The organism is Streptomyces sp. NPDC127098, from assembly GCF_042722465.1.
Lineage (GTDB): Bacteria > Actinomycetota > Actinomycetes > Streptomycetales > Streptomycetaceae > Streptomyces > Streptomyces millisiae.
This window is the reverse complement of record NZ_JBHXFJ010000028.1, coordinates 20,897-38,340: the sequence shown is the minus strand read 5'-3', so window position 1 is coordinate 38,340 and position 17,444 is coordinate 20,897. Positions and strand designations below refer to the sequence as shown.

At 71.6% G+C, this 17,444-nt stretch carries 15 protein-coding genes, 1 pseudogene and 1 riboswitch; of the genes and pseudogenes, 11 read left to right on the top strand and 5 right to left on the bottom strand.

Going from position 1 to position 17,444, the window contains the following annotated elements:
- Nucleotides 1-175: 175 nt before the first annotated feature.
- The 3 genes from rsrA to ACFWI8_RS19050 form a co-directional block, all read right to left on the bottom strand.
- A complete protein-coding gene (gene rsrA, locus ACFWI8_RS19060) occupies nucleotides 176-490 on the bottom strand; it encodes a mycothiol system anti-sigma-R factor (protein WP_387092667.1) in 315 nt (104 codons plus the stop codon).
- Nucleotides 487-1,131, bottom strand: a complete 645-nt coding sequence (locus ACFWI8_RS19055; RefSeq protein WP_387092793.1) for a sigma-70 family RNA polymerase sigma factor — start codon at nucleotides 1,129-1,131, stop codon at nucleotides 487-489. The genes rsrA and ACFWI8_RS19055 overlap by 4 nt, the downstream gene beginning before the upstream one ends.
- Before the next feature lie 264 nt (nucleotides 1,132-1,395).
- Nucleotides 1,396-2,223, bottom strand: a complete 828-nt coding sequence (locus ACFWI8_RS19050; protein ID WP_387092664.1) for an SOS response-associated peptidase — start codon at nucleotides 2,221-2,223, stop codon at nucleotides 1,396-1,398.
- Between the two features lie 89 nt (nucleotides 2,224-2,312).
- On the opposite strand from ACFWI8_RS19050, the gene ACFWI8_RS19045 reads away from it, so the two are divergent.
- The 7 genes from ACFWI8_RS19045 to ACFWI8_RS19015 all read left to right on the top strand — a co-directional run bounded on the left by ACFWI8_RS19045 (nucleotide 2,313) and on the right by ACFWI8_RS19015 (nucleotide 8,685).
- Nucleotides 2,313-2,858: a 2'-5' RNA ligase family protein gene (locus tag ACFWI8_RS19045; RefSeq protein WP_387092661.1), complete on the top strand. Its 546-nt coding sequence runs from the start codon at nucleotides 2,313-2,315 to the stop codon at nucleotides 2,856-2,858.
- 122 nt (nucleotides 2,859-2,980) lie between these two features.
- Nucleotides 2,981-3,994 (top strand): polysaccharide lyase family 1 protein, encoded by a 1,014-nt coding sequence (locus ACFWI8_RS19040; protein ID WP_387092658.1) that lies wholly within the window; start codon nucleotides 2,981-2,983, stop codon nucleotides 3,992-3,994.
- Nucleotides 3,995-4,013: 19 nt separating this feature from the next.
- Nucleotides 4,014-5,021 carry a polysaccharide lyase family 1 protein gene (locus ACFWI8_RS19035; RefSeq protein ID WP_387092655.1) on the top strand — a complete coding sequence of 336 codons (1,008 nt, stop codon included), beginning with the start codon at nucleotides 4,014-4,016 and terminating at the stop codon, nucleotides 5,019-5,021.
- A gap of 11 nt (nucleotides 5,022-5,032) precedes the next feature.
- A complete protein-coding gene (locus tag ACFWI8_RS19030; RefSeq protein WP_387092652.1) occupies nucleotides 5,033-6,037 on the top strand; it encodes a polysaccharide lyase family 1 protein in 1,005 nt (334 codons plus the stop codon).
- Between the two features lie 28 nt (nucleotides 6,038-6,065).
- Nucleotides 6,066-7,097, top strand: a complete 1,032-nt coding sequence (locus ACFWI8_RS19025) for a polysaccharide lyase family 1 protein (protein ID WP_387092649.1) — start codon at nucleotides 6,066-6,068, stop codon at nucleotides 7,095-7,097.
- A 9-nt stretch (nucleotides 7,098-7,106) separates the two neighbouring features.
- Nucleotides 7,107-7,193: riboswitch (ZMP/ZTP riboswitch) on the top strand.
- 22 nt (nucleotides 7,194-7,215) lie between these two features.
- Nucleotides 7,216-8,079 (top strand): bifunctional 5,10-methylenetetrahydrofolate dehydrogenase/5,10-methenyltetrahydrofolate cyclohydrolase, encoded by an 864-nt coding sequence (locus tag ACFWI8_RS19020; protein WP_387092646.1) that lies wholly within the window; start codon nucleotides 7,216-7,218, stop codon nucleotides 8,077-8,079.
- Between the two features lie 126 nt (nucleotides 8,080-8,205).
- Nucleotides 8,206-8,685 carry a peptidoglycan-binding protein gene (locus tag ACFWI8_RS19015; RefSeq protein ID WP_387092644.1) on the top strand — a complete coding sequence of 160 codons (480 nt, stop codon included), beginning with the start codon at nucleotides 8,206-8,208 and terminating at the stop codon, nucleotides 8,683-8,685.
- 77 nt (nucleotides 8,686-8,762) lie between these two features.
- Here ACFWI8_RS19015 and ACFWI8_RS19010 read toward each other — a convergent pair whose 3' ends face one another.
- Nucleotides 8,763-10,154, bottom strand: coding sequence for a glycoside hydrolase family 6 protein (locus ACFWI8_RS19010; protein ID WP_387092642.1), 1,392 nt, complete (start codon nucleotides 10,152-10,154; stop codon nucleotides 8,763-8,765).
- A gap of 718 nt (nucleotides 10,155-10,872) precedes the next feature.
- Here ACFWI8_RS19010 and ACFWI8_RS19005 point away from each other — a divergent pair.
- Both ACFWI8_RS19005 and ACFWI8_RS19000 read left to right on the top strand, forming a co-directional pair.
- Nucleotides 10,873-12,756: pseudogene (locus tag ACFWI8_RS19005) on the top strand (glycoside hydrolase family 48 protein); the annotation flags it as partial.
- A gap of 185 nt (nucleotides 12,757-12,941) precedes the next feature.
- The gene (locus ACFWI8_RS19000) at nucleotides 12,942-14,006 is read left to right on the top strand and encodes an alpha/beta hydrolase (RefSeq protein ID WP_387092639.1); all 1,065 of its coding nucleotides are present in this window, start codon (nucleotides 12,942-12,944) and stop codon (nucleotides 14,004-14,006) included.
- Here ACFWI8_RS19000 and ACFWI8_RS18995 read toward each other — a convergent pair.
- Nucleotides 13,987-15,441 carry a serine hydrolase domain-containing protein gene (locus ACFWI8_RS18995; protein ID WP_387092636.1) on the bottom strand — a complete coding sequence of 485 codons (1,455 nt, stop codon included), beginning with the start codon at nucleotides 15,439-15,441 and terminating at the stop codon, nucleotides 13,987-13,989. The genes ACFWI8_RS19000 and ACFWI8_RS18995 overlap by 20 nt on opposite strands.
- 109 nt (nucleotides 15,442-15,550) lie before the next feature.
- On the opposite strand from ACFWI8_RS18995, the gene ACFWI8_RS18990 reads away from it, so the two are divergent.
- Together ACFWI8_RS18990 and ACFWI8_RS18985 are read left to right on the top strand one after the other, a co-directional pair.
- Entirely contained in the window at nucleotides 15,551-16,771 is a 1,221-nt protein-coding gene (locus tag ACFWI8_RS18990) for a sensor histidine kinase (RefSeq protein ID WP_387092633.1), read from the top strand.
- On the top strand, nucleotides 16,768-17,433 hold the full coding sequence (locus ACFWI8_RS18985; protein ID WP_387092790.1) for a response regulator transcription factor: 666 nt from the start codon (nucleotides 16,768-16,770) through the stop codon (nucleotides 17,431-17,433). Before ACFWI8_RS18990 ends, ACFWI8_RS18985 begins: the two co-directional genes overlap by 4 nt.
- Nucleotides 17,434-17,444 lie beyond the last annotated feature (11 nt).

Here is a 17,444-nt window from a genome sequence, read left to right as displayed (position 1 = left end):
ACCCGATGGCATCCAACCATGGGGAGGTTGGGGAGGACAGGTGCCTGCTCACAGCATGGGGCAGGGGGCGGGGACGCGCGAGACGGCATCGGGCGGGAGGGTGGGGAAGGGGCCGCGCGCCGGGCGTGCGCGGTCTCCCGGACGACTCCGATCGGGTGAACCGCCGGCGCGGCGATCAGCCGGCGGGCTGCCCCGGCGCCTGCTCCCCGGCGCCCGCGCCGCCGCCCCGCTCGCTCCTGATCAGGTCGATCCGGCCGAGCACCTTGGCCCGCAGGTCCGACGGCACGTCGTCATGGCCGCAGCAGCGCTTGACCAGCTTCTTCACCGACTGCTCCAGGCCGTACTTCTCCAGGCACGGCGAGCACTCGTCGATGTGCTCCTGGATCTTGGCGCAGTCCCCGTCCGGCATCTCGCGGTCCAGGTACTCGTAGATCCGGTCCAGGACCTCCGAGCAGTCCTTGGGGCGCGACGGTTCGCCACTTCCGGTCATGATCCAGCGCCTTCCTGAGCCGCCCCGGCGGGGACGAGGCCGCGCTCCCGCGCGTAGTCCTCGAGCATGTCGCGCAGCTGACGCCGACCGCGGTGCAGCCGGGACATCACCGTGCCGATGGGGGTTCCCATGATGTCGGCGATCTCCTTGTAGGCAAACCCCTCGACGTCGGCGAGGTAGACCGCGATGCGGAACTCCTCGGGGATCGCCTGCAGGGCCTGCTTGACGTCGGAGTCCGGCAGGTGGTCGAGGGCCTGGGACTCGGCGGAGCGCAGGCCGGTCGACATGTGCGACTCGGCGCGCGCCAGCTGCCAGTCCTCGATGTCCTCGGCGGCACTGCGCTGCGGCTCCCGCTGCTTCTTGCGGTAGGAGTTGATGAAGGTGTTGGTGAGGATGCGGTACATCCACGCCTTGAGGTTGGTGCCCTGGCGGAACTGGTGGAACGAGCCGTACGCCTTGGCGTAGGTCTCCTGGACCAGGTCCTCGGCGTCGGCCGGGTTGCGCGTCATGCGCAGCGCGGCCGAGTACATCTGGTCGAGGTAGCCGAGGGCGTCCCGCTCGAAGCGTGCGTTGCGCTCGGACTCGGTCTCCTCGTGGGACTCCTCGTGCGCGCCGTCGTCCGTGCCGGTGACCGGACCCACCTCCTCCGCGAAAACGATGAGCCCGGGGGCGGACCCACCCGCTTCGGAGGATAGACGACCGGGGGCGGGCTTCGCCGGTCGGGACGACCGCTCGGCGGCCAGCCGGAGCGTCGCCCAGTCGACCTCCGCGGCCCGCTGGACGAGCGTGCTTTCGGCGCGGGGCGGGCAGGCGATGGAACCCATGGAGCTGGTCTCCCTCTCCCTCTCGGACGTCATGACGTCTGCCACAACGCCACGCGCCCCCGCCGCATTCCCCGGCTCGGCCTAGAAGAGGGTCTCCTCCTCGGGGGCCGGCAGCTCCCGCACGAGCTCTGGACCGTTGTTCCTGACGTTGCTGACCTCGGTCGGCACCGGATAGGCCCGGAACCGGCCGGTCGGCAGGTCCTCGAGCAGCGGCCGTATCGCCTCCGGCTCGGTCCGCGCCGGGTCGAGCCAGGCGTCCCAGCGCTCAGGCGGCAGCGCGACCGGCATCCGCGGGTGGATGTCGGCCAGGGCCCGGGGCGCCACGCTTCCCGCCCCGACGCCCGCCGGCTCGGGCAGCGGCGCGGTCTCGGCCTCGGTGGTCAGCACCGTGCAGGTGACCCACCAGGCCCGCGGGTGGTCGTCGGGCAGCGTCGCGTCCCGCCAGAACTCGTAGAGACCGGCCAGTGCCATCACGGAACCGTCCAGGGGCGTCACGAAGTACGGCTGCTTGCGGGGCCGCTTCCGCTTCCCCTTCTCCTCTTCCTTCCGCTCCTCGCCCCCGGTCACCCACTCGTAGTAGCCGTCGGCGGGGATCAGGCAGCGGCGGGAGGCGAAGGGGCGCCGGTAGGACGCCTTCTCGTGGACGGTCTCCATCCGGGCGTTGATCATCATCGCCGCCTTCTCGGGCGACTTGGCCCACGACGGCACGAGCCCCCACCGCAGCGTCCGCAGCTGCCGCACCGGCTCGGGCCCCGCGTCCCGCATGGGCCGGTCGAGCACGGCGTACACCTCCTTGGTGGGCGCCACGTTCCAGTCAGCGGGAAGCGTCTGCTCCGCGTCCCACAGCTTCACGTCGAACAGGCCCACCAGATCCTCGGGTCGCCGGCTGGCCGCGTACCGTCCACACATGCGACCCCAGGGTAGTCGCTGCCTCTCCGTTCCCGTGTTCGGAGGCGTGGGGTGGCAGGGCCGGTGGCGCGCCTGGGATCCTCGGGGCCATGTCGAGCGACACCGCGGGACGGTACCGGGTCGGTGAGACGGCCCTGTTGGTCGTGGTGGAGGCGGCCGAGCCGGTGGTCGGGGGGTGGCGGCGGCGGTTCGACCGGTCGGCGGCGGCCGGGGTGCCGGCACATGTGACGGTGCTCGTGCCGTTCCTGGACGTGGCGAGGATCGATGACGGAGTGCTCGGGGAGCTTCGAGAACTGTTCGCCGCGCACCGGCGGTTCACCGTCCGGTTCGAGGGGTTCGGACGGTTCCCCGACGTGTTGTATCTCGCGCCGGAGCCGGCTGGCCCGGTGCGGGCGCTGACCGAGGCCGTCGTGGCGCGGTGGCCGGAACTGCCGCCGTACGGTGGCGTGTTCGCGGAGGTCGTGCCGCATCTGACCGTCGCGCACGGTCAGCCGGAGGACGTGTACCAGGAGGCGGAGGCCGCGCTGGGCGGGCGGCTGCCGCTCAGCGCCAGCGTCCGCGCGGTCGAGCTCTGGGGAAGTGACGGGGATCGTTGGCGCCGGCGGGCCCGGTTCCCCCTGCCCGCACCTCGTTGACATGGGCGCGGCAAGCGCTTACCTTGTCGGCACGCTCTAGAAAGCGCTTGCGCCCCGAAGGTGTGGGACCACCTTCCGGCGCCGCGGAGTCGCCCCTTCACCCCCACGGAAGGGAACAACCTGTGCGCATTCCAACGAAGTTATCCCTCGGAACCATCCTCTTCGCGGCCGTGGCCGCGCTCCTGCCCCCCACCGCCGGCGCCGCCCCCGGCGCGCTCGCCGGCGCCGACGGGTTCGCCTCCGTCGACGCGCTGGGACAGGACGGCACGACCGGCGGCGCGGGCGGGGCCACCGTGACGGCCACCACCACGGCGCAGTTCCTGGACTACATCGCCCGTCCCGAGCCGCTGGTCGTGCAGGTCAGCGGCGTGATCACGCTGCCGACCGGGGACAGCGACGGCATGCACGACGTGGCCTCGGACAAGACCGTCGTCGGCCTGGGCAGCACGGCACGGCTGACCGGCGGCGGGCTGAACATCGGCCTGCCGGTGGACGACGACACCACCTCGCCGCCCGCCGACGCGGTGCACAACGTGATCATCCGCAACATCGCGTTCGACGGCGCCACCGACGACCTGATCAACGTGCAGATGTTCTCGCACCACGTCTGGATCGACCACAACGACTTCTCGAACGGCGACGACGGCGCGGTGGACATCAAGCGCGGTTCGGACTACGTCACCGTCTCCTGGAACCGCTTTCACGACCACGACAAGACGTCCCTCGTCGGGCACGACGACGAGAACGCCGCGCAGGACACCGGCCGGCTGCGGGTGACGTACCACCACAACTACTTCGACGCCTCCGACCAGCGCAATCCGCGGGTCCGCTTCGGCGAGGTGCACGTCTACAACAACTACTACCGCGACAGCAGTTACGGCGTGGCCTCGACGATGAACGCCGGCGTGACGCTGGAGGGCAACTACTTCTTCAGCGTCAACAACCCGGCCCGGGTGGACTTCAGCGGCGATCTCGGGCGCCTCGTCCAGCGCGACAACATCCTCGTGGACTGCAACCACGAGATCGAGACGCGCGGCACCGTCACCGCCCCGAGCCAGTCCTACGCCTACACCGCAGACCCCGCCTCCACCGTGCCCACCGTCGTCCCCGCCGGGGCCGGCGTCGGGAAGATCTGACGAGCCGAGGAGAACCGCCATGAGCACGCAGGACTTCGCACGCCGTCCCTCGATCAGCCGGCGCGGGCTGCTGGCCGGCGCGGCCGCGACCGCCGCCGCCCTGGCCACCGGGGCCGCGACGACCGGCACGGCACACGCCGCACAGCGGGCGTTCGCGTCGACGCCCGACGGCTTCGCCTCCGTCAACGCCCTCGGCCAGAACGGCACCACCGGCGGCGCCGGGGCGCCGGTGGTGACGGTCAGCGACGCCGACACCTTCCTCGACTACTGCGACCGCAACGAGCCCTACACGATCCAGGTGCAGGGCACCATCAACATCACCAGCAAGCAGGCGCTGCGGTCCAACAAGACCGTCGTCGGCCTGGGGGCGAACGCCACCATCGCCGGCGGCGGCCTGGACATGTACCGCCGGCAGAACGTGATCATCCGCAACCTCCGCTTCGTCGGCGCCGAGGACGACGCGATCAGCGTCCAGCAGGACTCGCACCACATCTGGATCGACCACTGCTACTTCGCCGAAGGACTCGACGGCGCCATCGACATCGTCCGGGCCGCCGACTACATCACCGTGTCCTGGAACCACTTCGACGGCTTCGACAAGTCGATCCTCATCGGCCACTCCGACGGGAACGCCAGCCAGGACACCGGCAAGCTGCGGGTGACGTTCCACCACAACTACTTCGACGGCAGCCGGCAGCGCCACCCGCGGGTGCGGTTCGCCGAGCCGGTCCACGTCTACAACAACTACTTCCGGAACAACACGCTCTACGGCGTGGCCTCGACGGAGAACGCGGGGGTGCTGGTGGAGGCCAACTACTTCGAGAACGTCCCCCACCCCGTCTACTCCGGCTACGACGAGAGCGGCCCGGGACGGGTCGTCGAGCGCGACAACGTGTACGCGGGCAGCGGCACGCCCCAGACCCTGGGCACGGTCGTGGAGCCCCGCACCTACTACGCGTACACCCCGGACAACCCGTCGACGCTGCCCGGCACGGTCCCGGCCGGCGTGGGCACCGGGAAGATCTGAGGGGCGGCGAGATGAAGGACCACCGTTCCCCGATCAGCCGGCGCGGGCTGCTCGCCGGCACGGCCGCGACCGCCGCCGCCCTCGCCACCGCCAACGTCACGACGGGTACGGCACACGCCGCACCGCGGACGTTCGCCTCGACGGCCGACGGCTTCGCCTCGGTCAACGCCCTCGGCCAGAACGGCACCACCGGCGGCGTCGCGGGACCCACCGTCACGGTGACCAACGGCACGGACCTGGCGAGCGTCGCCGGCGCCAACACGCCCTACGTGATCCTGGTGTCCGGTCGCGTCCAGGTGGACGACATGGTGACCGTGGTCGCCAACAAGTCGATCATCGGCGTCGGTTCGACGGCGGAGATCACCGGCGGCGGGCTCCAGCTCGGCTCCACCACCCGCCCCGGCAACAACGTCGTCATCCGCAACCTCCGCTTCACCGGCGCCTCGGACGACTCGGTCAGCGTCACCAACTCGGCCCACCACGTGTGGATCGACCACTGCGACTTCTCCGACGGCTACGACGGCCTGCTCGACATCAAACGGCAGTCCGACTACGTCACCGTCTCCTGGAACCACTTCCACAGCCACAGCAAGACCTGCCTGGTCGGGCACTCCGACAGCTACACCGCCGACCGCGGCAGGCTGCGCGTCACGTACCACCACAACTTCTTCGACGGCACCGAACAGCGGCACCCACGGGTGCGGTTCGCCGAGCCCGTCCACGTCTACAACAACTACTACCGGAACAACGCGCTCTACGGCGTGGCCTCGACCGAGGACGCCGGCGTGCTGGTGGAGGCCAACTACTTCGAGAACGTCCCCCACCCCGTCTACTCCGGCTACGACGAGAGCGGCCCGGGACGGGTCGTCGAGCGCGACAACGTGTACGTGAACTCGGGCACGCCCCAGACCCTGGGGACCGTGGTCGAGCCGCGCACCTACTACTCCTACACGCCCGACGACCCGCGCACCCTGCCGTCCGCCGTGCCGGCCGGCGTGGGCGTCGGCCGGATCTGAGCGGCGGAGGTTCACGATGAGGCTCACGATGAGACTGAACGTGCTCGCGGCGGCGGCCGTCGCCACGCTTGCCCTCTCCGGGGCCACGCCGGCGACCGACCCCTCCGGCCGGCAGGTGGCCTCCGGCGTGGCGGCCGAGGCGGCTCCGACCGGCTTCGCGTCCGTCAACGCCTGGGGTCAGAACGGCACCACCGGCGGCGCCGGCGGGCCGACGGTCACCGTGTCGACGGCGGCCGACCTGATCGCCGAGATCCGCGCCGACGGACCGCGGATCGTGCAGGTGAACGGCATGATCACGCTGCCCGACGGGATGTACGACATCAGCTCAGACAAGACCGTCATCGGCCTCGGCGCCGACTCGGGCATCACCGGCGGCGGCTTCAACATCGGCCTGCCGGCGGACGACTCCGTCACCTCGCCGCCCGCGAACGCGGTGCACAACATCATCATCCGGAACCTGAACTTCCGGGACGCCAGCGACGACTCGATCAACGTCCAGATGTTCTCGCACCACATCTGGATCGACCACAACGACCTCGCCCAGGGCTACGACGGACTGATCGACATCAAGCGCGGCGCCAGCTACCTCACCGTCTCCTGGAACCACACCCACGACCACACCAAGAACATGCTGCTCGGCCACGACGACGACAACGCGGCCCAGGACACCGGGCGGTTGAAGGTCACCTACCACCACAACTGGTACGACCGGACGCCGCAGCGCAACCCGCGCGTCCGCTTCGGCGAGCCGGTGCACATCTACAACAACTACTACCACCGCAACTCCGACACCGGCCCGGCCTGCCAGGCGGACTCCGGCTGCTGGATCGAGGGCAACTACTTCGAGGACGTCGAGGAGCCCATGACCAACAGCTACTCGGGACCCGACGGCCGGATCGTGGAGCGGAACAACGTCTTCGTCGGCGAGGAGGCCGGCGAACCGGTCGTCGGCGGCTCGGTCCAGAACCCGGCGACGTACTACTCCTACCCGCTGGACGACGCGGCGGACGTCAGAACCATCGTGACGAACGGCGCCGGGACCGGTCGGATCGGCATCTGAACTACAGTGACGGTGGGCCGTGACTGGCGCTGAGGTGGAGCACCACCGGGGAGCGGCCCCCGGAACGGGTTGATGCCGTGCGCCTGGGCGTTGTCGTCACGATGCTCGGGAGCTCGGCATGCCCCATGTACACACCGCGGAACTGATGGACGGCACGGCGTTGGCCAGGCGGGTGCTGGGTGAGACGGCCGACCGGGCCGCCGCGCTCACCCGGCGCACGGGCGTCGCGCCCTGCCTGGCCACCGTGCTGGTCGGCGAGGACCCGGCCTCCGTCACCTACGTCCGGATGAAGCGCGCCCGGTGCGCCAAGGTCGGCATCACCTCGCGGCACGTCCCGCTGCCGGCCACGACCACCACGGCCCAGCTCGTCGAGACCATCGAGGGTCTTTCGCGGGACCCCGACGTGCACGGCATCCTGCTCCAGCACCCGGCAGGGCCCGGCATCGACGAGCGGGCCGCGTTCGAGGCCATCGCGCCGGAGAAGGACGTCGACGGCGTCACGACGCACTCCTTCGCCGCGATGAGCTTCGGCCTGCCGGGCTTCGTCTCGTGCACACCGGGCGGCATCATGCGGCTGCTCGACGAGTACGACGTCGACCTCGCCGGGAAGCGGGCGGTCGTCGTCGGCCGCAGCGCCATCCTCGGCCGCCCGGTCGGCATGCTGCTGCTGGCCCGCGACGCCACGGTGACGTACTGCCACTCCCGCACGGAGGACCTGCCCTCGGTGGTGCGGGAGGCCGACGTCCTGGTCGCGGCGGTCGGCCGCCCAAGGCTCGTCCGCGGCCAGGACATCAAACCGGGCGCGGTCGTGGTGGACGCGGGGTACAACGCGGGGAACGTCGGCGACATCGACGCGGAGGGCGCGATGAGCCGGGCGCGCCTGATCACCCCCGTCCCGGGCGGCGTCGGGCCGATGACGATCGCCGTCCTGCTGTCCCAGACCGTGGACGCGGCGACCGCGCAACGTGGCCTGGCGCCATGAGCGGGGACGAGCCACGGGCGCCGCTCGCCCCGGCGCAGGTCGCGGCATGAAAGCGCGATGAAAGCCCCCGCCGCCAGATTTGGCTCTCGGAACCGGAGACGGAGACCACACGGCGTGGAGGTAGTCATGAACCGACGCACAGCGGGTGCCACCCCATCCCCCGCCCCTCGGCCGCCGCGCACGGCGACGCGCGAGCGCGTCGTCCTCGCGGCCACCGCGCTCGCGCTGGCCGGCACGCTGGCGCTGCCGGCGTCCGGGGCGGCCGCGGCGGGGGAGGTCGGCGCCGCGGTCTACTCGTGCTCCAACGCCGAGTTCGAGAACGGGCGCTGGTACTACGGCTACTACAGCGGCATGACCGCCGTCCCCTCCGCTTCCGGCGTCACGTCGTCGGGCATCGAGGCGCAGTGCTCGCTTCGGCGGGCCAGCCTGGACCTCGGGCGCTCGGACATGAACCCCGGCACCATCGACGGCATCTTCGGGTCCAACTCGCAGGACGCCATGCGGGCGCTCCAGCGGTGGGTGAACACCACCTTCGGCAGCGGCACCGTGGGGGTCGACGGCTGGCCGGGCCCCGAGTCCTGGCCCTACCTGCGCATGTGGCACTGACCCACAGCGCGGAGCGAGGGGCCGGGGCTGGGTGCCCCGGCCCCTCGTTTCAGGGGTGGATCGGTGTTCCTACCGGCTCACAGGGGCGGGTAGGCGTTGTCCAGGAGCTCCTGGAACTGCGCGGAGAACCAGTGGCCGGAGAGCGGGGCGTCCGGGAGGGCGCCCGAGGGGTTGTTGTTGTTGCGCGGGTTGCCCTGGTAGGTCGGGTCGCACATCCGGTCGAAGCCCTTGCCCTCGTCGTTGGGGATCTCCCGGCTGGCGCCGTCGGACTCGCCCGGGGGCTTGATCCAGACGTAGGCGTCGATGCCGGAGGCGGGGGCGGCGGTCGGGCGCTCGCCGAGGCCGGCGCCGGCCTGGTTGCACCAGTTGCCGGCGTGGATCCGGCCGTCGACACGGCTGCCCTCGACGTAGGCGTTCACGTCGGTGCGCGGGCCGGGCCCGGCGGGCCGGTCGGAACCGCCCCAGCCGTTACGGGAGGTGTCGATCAGCATCCCGATGTTGGAGTTGAAGCCGGTGCTCACCAACTCCTGGCGGAAGCCCTGCGCGAAGGACTGGTTGTCGACGTAGCGGTTCCAGTCCACCCAGGTCGACTGCCGCACGGACGTGCCGTTGATCGAGTCGTTGATCGAGTAGTGCGGCTCGGTCGTCGGCCCGTAGTTGGCGGTGTTGACGATGAAGCCGTGCACGTCGTCGACCGTCGCCTCGCCGTGCGTGGCGGTCTGGTGGAAGAGGTCCGCCGAGGCGCCGAAGTTGTCGTCCCAGCCGATCCAGCCGTAGTGGCCGGCGTCGATGTAGTTGTAGACGTTGCCGACCGAGCCCAGCTCCGACAGCGCGTACGAGACGCCCTCGACGTAGTTGCCGTTGGCCTTCATCGTGTCGCACTGCGGCGTGGCCGTCGGGCGCGGGCTGACGTTGGTGACGAGGTTCGGCAGCGAGTCGATCTCGATCACCGCGGAGACCCGCAGGTTCGCCTCGTTCTCGTACTCCCGCAGGATGTCGGCGATGACGTCGATGTACTCGGTCTTGTAGCGGTCGATCTCCGTCGCGCCCAGCTCGCCGTTGGAGGCGAGCGCCGAACAGTCGCGACCCGGCAGGTTGTAGATCACGACCTGGAACACCAGCGGCGAACCGCCGGCCTGCTCCACGGCCTCGTCGAGGTGGTCACGCAGGCCCATGCCGCCGTTGACGCCCTCGATGGCGGCGATCCGGTCCAGCCAGACGCCGGTGGGCTCGTTCGCGATCGCCGAACCGCCCGGCTCGGCGGCGGCGCGGGCCGACCACTCCGGGTTCACGTACACGTCGGCCCCGACGTACGGGTTGTCCACGCGCGCCAGGGTCCCGGGGTCGTCGTTCGCCGAGGCCATGCCGAGCGTGCTGAGCGTGATGGCGAAAGCGCCGGCCAGGGCGCCGGCCGCGAACGCCGAGCGGCGTGCGCGTCGCCGGTGTGGGGGGTGTTCTGTGCGGCTCATCGCTGCTCTTCCTCCAGTTGTTCGCTGGTTGTTTCGCGGTGCGTCGATGCCGCCGGACGCGGCGGGGGGCGCCGCGCGACGGAACGGCGTGACGTCACGGATGCCGGTCATCGCAGTCGCCGCGCCCGGATCCGGGCAGGGCGACGCGGCGCGGTGGGCGCGAGCACGCCGGCGGTCGGCGGACAGGACCGCCGTGGGCATCCGGATGGTGGTGGGGGGTGTGGGGGTTCGTGTGGGGGATGTGGGGGTGCATTCGGAGCGACTCCGGTTCGTCCGGCGCGCCGTCCTCGGCGCCTGACAGCTTGGGACCGCTCCCACTGGTTGAAGGGACCGTAGGCCATTCGCCCCCTTCCCGCCAAGGGGGCGTTCGAGAATTGACCGCTGACCTGCCCTGAAACAAGGAGTTTCGTCAAGGGGGTTGACGCCTGTAATCAATGCCTTAATTCTTGGGAGCGCTCCCACTGGCGTCCTCTGAGGGCACTTTCCGTGTGTGCGCCACCCCACGGCGCGCGCGCAGCTCCTCACCCCCCACGAGCCGCGAGGAGGCGCGATGCGGATCCCACGTGGATCAGCGAGCACCACCCCCACAAGAGCCAGAAAGCGAGCGCGCAGGGCCAGGCAACGACTGTGGTTGACCGGCGCCCTCGCCCTGTCCATGCCCCTGGGCCTGACGGCCACCGCCGGCGGCGCCAGCGCGGACGAGCCTCGGCTGCTCCAGTTCGAGCAGGAGTTCCTGGAGCTCTACGAGAAGATCAAGGATCCGGCGAACGGGTACTTCTCCGACGAGGGGATTCCGTACCACTCGGTGGAGACGCTGATCGTCGAGGCGCCGGACCACGGGCACGAGACCACGTCCGAGGCCTACTCCTACCTGATCTGGCTGGAGGCCCAGTACGGTCAGGTGACCGGCGACTGGGGCCCCTTCAACGATGCCTGGGATCTGATGGAGGAGTACATGATCCCGGACAGCAGCGAACAGCCGACGACCAGCTTCTACAACGCCTCGTCACCGGCCACGTACGCGCCCGAGTCGACCAACCCGGCCGACTACCCGGCGCCCCTCGACCCCGGTGTCCGGGTGGGCTCCGACCCGTTGGCGGCCGAGCTGCGGTCGACGTACGGGACGAGTGACATCTACGGGATGCACTGGATCCAGGACGTGGACGACGTCTACGGCTACGGCGACGTCTGCGGCGGGAACAGCGGCGACCCGACGTTCATCAACACCTTCCAGCGAGGTGCGCAGGAGTCCACCTGGGAGACCGTCCCGCACCCCTCGTGCGAGGACTTCTCCTACGGCGGTGACAACGGCTACCTCGACCTGTTCACCGGGGACAGCTCCTACGCCCGCCAGTGGCGCTACACCAACGCCCCCGACGCCGACGCCCGCGCCGTGCAGGCCGCCTACTGGGCCAACCAGTGGGCTTCGGAACAGGGCAACGCGGCCCAGGTGGCCGACACCGTGGAGCGCGCCTCCCGGATGGGCGACTATCTGCGGTACGCGCAGTACGACAAGTACTTCAAGCAGGTCGGGAACTGTGTGGGTGCCTCGTCGTGCCCGGCGGGGAGCGGCAAGAACAGCTCGCACCGGCTGCTGTCCTGGTACTACGCGTGGGGCGGCGCGCTCGACACCTCGGCCGGCTGGTCCTGGCGGATCGGCTCCAGCTTCGCGCACTTCGGCTACCAGAACCCCATGGCGGCCTACGCGCTGAGTGAGGACCCGGCCCTGCGGCCCAACTCGGCGACCGGGGCCTCGGACTGGGCGGCGAGCCTGGACCGGCAGGTGGAGTTCTACCGGTGGCTGCAGTCCGCGGAGGGGGCCATCGCCGGTGGCGCGACGAACAGTTGGGAGGGCCACTACGCCACCCCGCCGTCGGGCACCCCGACGTTCTACGGCATGTACTACGACCCGCAGCCGGTCTACCACGACCCGCCGTCCAACCAGTGGTTCGGCTTCCAGGCCTGGTCCATGCAGCGCCTGGCCGAGTACTACTACGAGTCCGACGACCAGCTCGCAGGACAGGTCCTCGACAAGTGGGTCGACTGGGTGCTGGACAACGTGACCGTCGGGACGGGTGAGGACTTCCAGATCCCCTCCACCCTGGCCTGGTCGGGCGCGCCCGACACGTGGAACGCCTCCAACCCGGGCGCCAACAACAACCTCCACGTCCGCGTCGTCGACTACACCCAGGACGTCGGGATCACCGGCTCCCTGGCCAACACCCTCTCGTACTACGCGGCCGCCAGCGGCGACACGGCGGCTCAGGAGACGGCGGCCGGACTGCTCGAGGCCCTGACGGCCAACTCGGACGACCTCGGGGTGGCCGTGCCGGAGACCCGGGCGGACTACAACCGGTTCGACGACGAGATCTACATCCCCAGCGGCTGGCAGGGCACCATGCCCAACGGGGACACGATCGAGCCGGGTTCGACCTTCGAGTCGATCCGCACCTTCTACCAGGACGACCCCAACTACCCGCAGGTGGAGGAGTACCTGAACGGCGGCCCCGCGCCGACGTTCACGTACCACCGCTTCTGGGCCCAGGCCGACATCGCCATCGCCCTCTCCACCTACACCTCGCTTTTCGGGGACGAGGCGTAGCACCCCTTCCCCACCTTCCCCGACGAGGGCCCCGGTCGATGTCGACCGGGGCCCTCCCGTGTGCGGCGTGGCGCCACGGACCCGGTACTCCGCGGGGAGTAGCGACCGACTGCGCTCGGCGGATGCCGGGGGCGAGGCCAGGACGGAGACTGGCCGGGCCCGCCAGGTGCGACGAAAGGCAAGCCGTGCGCCAACTCAGTGACTCCGCCGCCCACCTACGCCTCAGCCGCAGATCGTGCCTGGCCGCGATGGCCGGCGTGGCCGCCCTCGCCGCGGCGCCCTCGGCGGCCGCCGCGCCGCGCCCACCACGGGCCGTGCGGGAGACGGCGGTCGGCGAGCGGCTCGTCGACCTGTCCTTCGACTCCCCGGCGCTCGGCGGTCGGGGCCGGGTGCGGCTGCTCACGCCGGCCGGGTGGGCGGAGCGCCGGGCCGGCGACCGGTGGCCGGTGCTGTGGCTGCTGCCCGGCGGGGACGGCGACCACCTGACGTGGACGGTGGACTTCGGCGTCCAGGACCTGCCGGAGCTGCGGGACGTGCTGGTGGTGATGCCGGACATGCCGCTGTACGGCTTCTACACGGACTGGTGGAACCACGACGCCGGCGGTCCGCCGCGCGTCGAGTCGTACCACCTGCGGGAGGTGCTGCCGCTGGTCGAGGAGCGGTACGGAGGCGGCGGGCGACGGGTGGCCGCCGGACTCTCCCAGGGCGGGTTCGGCGCGCTGTCCTATACCGCCCGGCATCCAGGGCTCTTCCGGGCGGCGGCCAGCTACAGCGGCTTCGTCCACCCGAGCCGCCATCCGCACGCGGTGCGCGCCGGGATGACCTACCTGGGCCTGGACTGGCTCGCGCTCTGGGGCGATCCCGAGCTCCAGGCCGAGGTCTGGGACGCCCACGATCCGGGCCGCCACGTCGGGCGGCTCGCCGCCGTGCCCCTCTATCTGTCCTGCGGCGACGGCCGCCTCGGGCCGCTCGACCTGCCGGGCACCGAGCCGGACGAGGAGATCCCGGGGCTCGAGGACCCGGAGGATCCGTTTCCGGAGGACGTCTACTCGCCCACCGAGGCCGTGATGCTCGCCGAGAACGAGGTCCTCGCCGACCGGCTGCGCGCCGCGGGCGCCGAGCTGACGACGCACTTCCACTCCGGCACCCACTCCCCTCCCTACTGGGGCCGCGAGCTGCGCGCCTCCCTTCCGATGCTGCTCGACGCCCTGCACGGCACGGACGGGGCTGTCACGCGGCTCCCCGCCTGACCAGCACCACGGCCAGCCCGCGCGCCGCGAGCACCACGACGGCCGCCAGCGCGCTCCCGGCCGCCCAGATCACCAGGGCGGGCCAGGCGAGGCCGAGTTGGGCGAGCGTGCCCTGCCGGTGCATGGCCGCGCCGACCAGGTCGGTCAACCACCAGAACAACAGGACGGGCAGCGCGTAGGGCAGCAGCCGCGGCACCGTGCGCCACCACGCCCGGGCCGTCGCCCGCCGCGCCCAGCGCCTGGCCCGCACCACGCCCAGCGTCGCGAGACCGAGGGCGAGCAGCGTGAGGGCGCCCAGCACGAGATCGGCGGTCATCGAGAACGGCCGGGTGACGGACGGGGTGCGGCCTTCGGCGAGCTCGACCAGGCCGTCGACGATCAGCTGGGCGTCGTCCCCCGAGAGCATCCCGGTGTTGGTCACGACGGCGATACCCGTGCCGCTGTCCGGGAGCAGCGTCTGCATCGCGTTGTGGGTGAGGAGCTGACCGGTGTGCTCGATCCGCCGCGGCTCCTCGCCGGGCTGGCTGGTCCGCCAACCCATGGCGTAGTCCTCGCCCTCCGGAGGGGTGTGGGTGAGGGCTACGCCCTCGGCGGATATCACGCGCTCGCCACGCTGCCCGATCAGCCAGCGGGCCAGGTCGTCGGCGGTGGAGACGACGCCGAAGCCGCCGGCCGTGAACCAGCGCGGATGGGAGCTCTCGAACACCATGCCGTAGGCACGGACGTAGCCCCTGGCGTGCTCCGGCATGTCGTCGGTGGTGTCGACCGACGTGGTGTCCGCCATGCCGAGCGGCCCGAACACCTCGTCCGCCAGGTACTCGGCGAACGGACGGTCGGCGACCACCTCCACCAGCCGGCCGAGCACGGAGTAGTTGGGGTTGTGGTAGCTCCAGGCCGTGCCGGGGTCGGCGGCGAGCCGGGCGTCGCGCATCGCCGCGACCGCCTCCTCCAGCGTGTCCGGCTGCGGGCGCGTGAGGTCCGGGTAGGCGGAGTCGGCCATGCCTGAGGTCTGGTTGAGCAGCTGCCGGACGGTGATCCCGGCGGCCCTGGGGTCGGCCATGGTGAACTCCGGCAGGTAGCGCCGCACCGGCTCGTCCAGGTCGAGCGCGCCGGCCTCGGCGAGACGCACCACCGCCGTCGCCGTCATCGACTTGGAGAGCGAGGCCACCGGCAGCGGCGTCCGCGCGGTGATCTCGGCGCCGCCCGCCGTGTGCCCGTATCCGGCCGTGTGCACCACCTCGTCGCCCCTGGTCACCGCCACGGCGGCGCCCGGCAGGCCCGTCTCGTCCAGGTAGTCGTTCAGATAGCGGTCGATGGCGGCGGGGTCGAGCGTGGCGCCGGTCGCCTCGGCGGCCTGTGCCGGGGCGGCGGGCCATCCGATGGCGAGGGCGGCGAGCGCCCCGCAGGTCAGCCGGCGGAGGGTACGGATCAACATGTCAGCCATTCCAGCCGGCCGGCGGCGCCGGCACAGTCGCGCCAGTGCGAGAACCGGAGTAGTGCCAGCACTACCGCGCGGGCGCCGGGCACCACGTACCGTGGCCGGCATGCAACACCGCACGGCCTGGCAGGCGCTCGCCCAGCGCCCGCTGGGGTTCCTCGCTTCCGTCTGGCCCTGGCGGGCCCTCGGCTATCTGCTCTCGGGCGTCGCGTTCGGGGCGCTGACCTCGGTCGTCCTGCTGGTCACCGCCCTGGTCGGCGCCGTCTCGCTGCTGCTGCTCGTCGGGATCGTGCCGCTGCTCGCCGTGGCACTCTCCGGCATCCTCGTGGCCCGCATCGAGCGCTGGCGGCTCCGCCTCGTCGACGCCGACCCGGCGCCCGACCCGCATCGGCCGCCCCCGCGGCCCGGGCTCCGCGCCTGGCTTGAGACGCGGCTGCGCGAGCCGGCGACCTGGCGTGAGCTGGGCTTCACCGCCGTCTCGCTCACCGCGCTGTGGTGGATGGACGTGCTGGTGCTCGGTTTCGCGCTGGTCCTGCCGGTGCTGGTGGTGCTCTCCCCCGTCGACGACCCGGGCGCCTGGCCGTGGGTGCTGGTGGGCCTCGCCATGCTGCCGTCCGCGCCGTACACGATCACCGCCTGGGCCGGCGCCAGGGCGGCGCTGACCCGGCTGATCCTGGCCCCGCGCGACGGCGAGCTCGGCCGGGAGCTGCGGGAGGTGCGCGCGTCGCGGGCCCGCCTCGTCGACGCCTTCGACGCCGAGCGCCGCCGCATCGAGCGCGACCTGCACGACGGCGCCCAGCAGCGGCTCGTCTCGGTCAACGTGATGCTCGGCATGGCCCTGCTCGACGCCTCGCCCGACTCCCCGGTCGGCCGGCAGTTGACCACCGCGCAGCGCGAGCTGACGCAGGCGGTGGGCGAGTTGCGGGAGCTCAGCCAGGGCGTCCACCCCAAGGCGCTCACCGACCAGGGCCTGGCGGCGGCCGTCGCCAACCTCACCACCCGCTCACCCACCCCCGTCGAGGTCGACATAGCGCTGCCGCACCGCCTGCCGACGGCCGTGGAGAGCACCGCGTACTTCGTCGTCGCCGAGGCGCTGGCCAACGTCACCAAGCACAGCGGGGCGGCCGCGGCCGAGGTGCACGGCCGGCTCCGCGCCGACACCCTGGTGCTTTCGGTCAGCGACGACGGTGTCGGCGGCGCCGATCCGGCCGGCGGGAGCGGGCTGGTCGGCCTCGCCGACCGCGTCGCCGCCGCCGACGGCCGGCTGCGCATATCCAGCCCGGCCGGTGGCCCCACCCTCCTCCATGTGGAGCTCCCGTGCCGTTGACCTCTCCGTCGAGCGCACCGCTCACCGTCGTCGTCGCGGAGGACTCGCCGCTGCTGCGCGACGGGATCGTGGGCGTGCTCTCCCGCTTCGGGCACGAGGTGGTGGCCGCCGTGGGCGACGCCGACGCGCTGCTCTCCGCGGCCCGCGCGCACCACCCCGACATCGTGGTGACCGACGTCCGCATGCCGCCGGACCACGGCGACGACGGTCTGCGCGCCGCCCGCGTGCTCCGCGAGGACCGCCCCGACCTGCCGATCCTGCTGCTCAGCCAGTACATCGAGCAGTCCTACGCCGCCCACCTGCTCGACCTCGGCGGGGGCAGCGGCCTCGGCTACCTGCTCAAGGACCGGGTGAGCGCGGTCGCCGAGTTCGCCGAGGCCGTCGCCCGGGTGGCGCGCGGCGCCACCGTCATGGATCCGGAGGTCGTCCGGCAGCTCCTGCATCGCAGGCACGATCCGCTGCGCCGCCTCACCCCTCGGGAGCGTGAGGTCCTGGCCCGGATGGCCGAGGGGCTGTCCAACGCCGCGATCGCGCGGGCGCTGCATGTGACGGAGGCCGCCGTGAACAAGCACGTGAGCAGCATCCTGCAGAAGCTCGATCTGCGCGTGGACGGTGAGAGCCACCGCCGGGTGTTGGCGGTCCTGGCCTATCTGCGGGCCTGACCGGGTGGTTG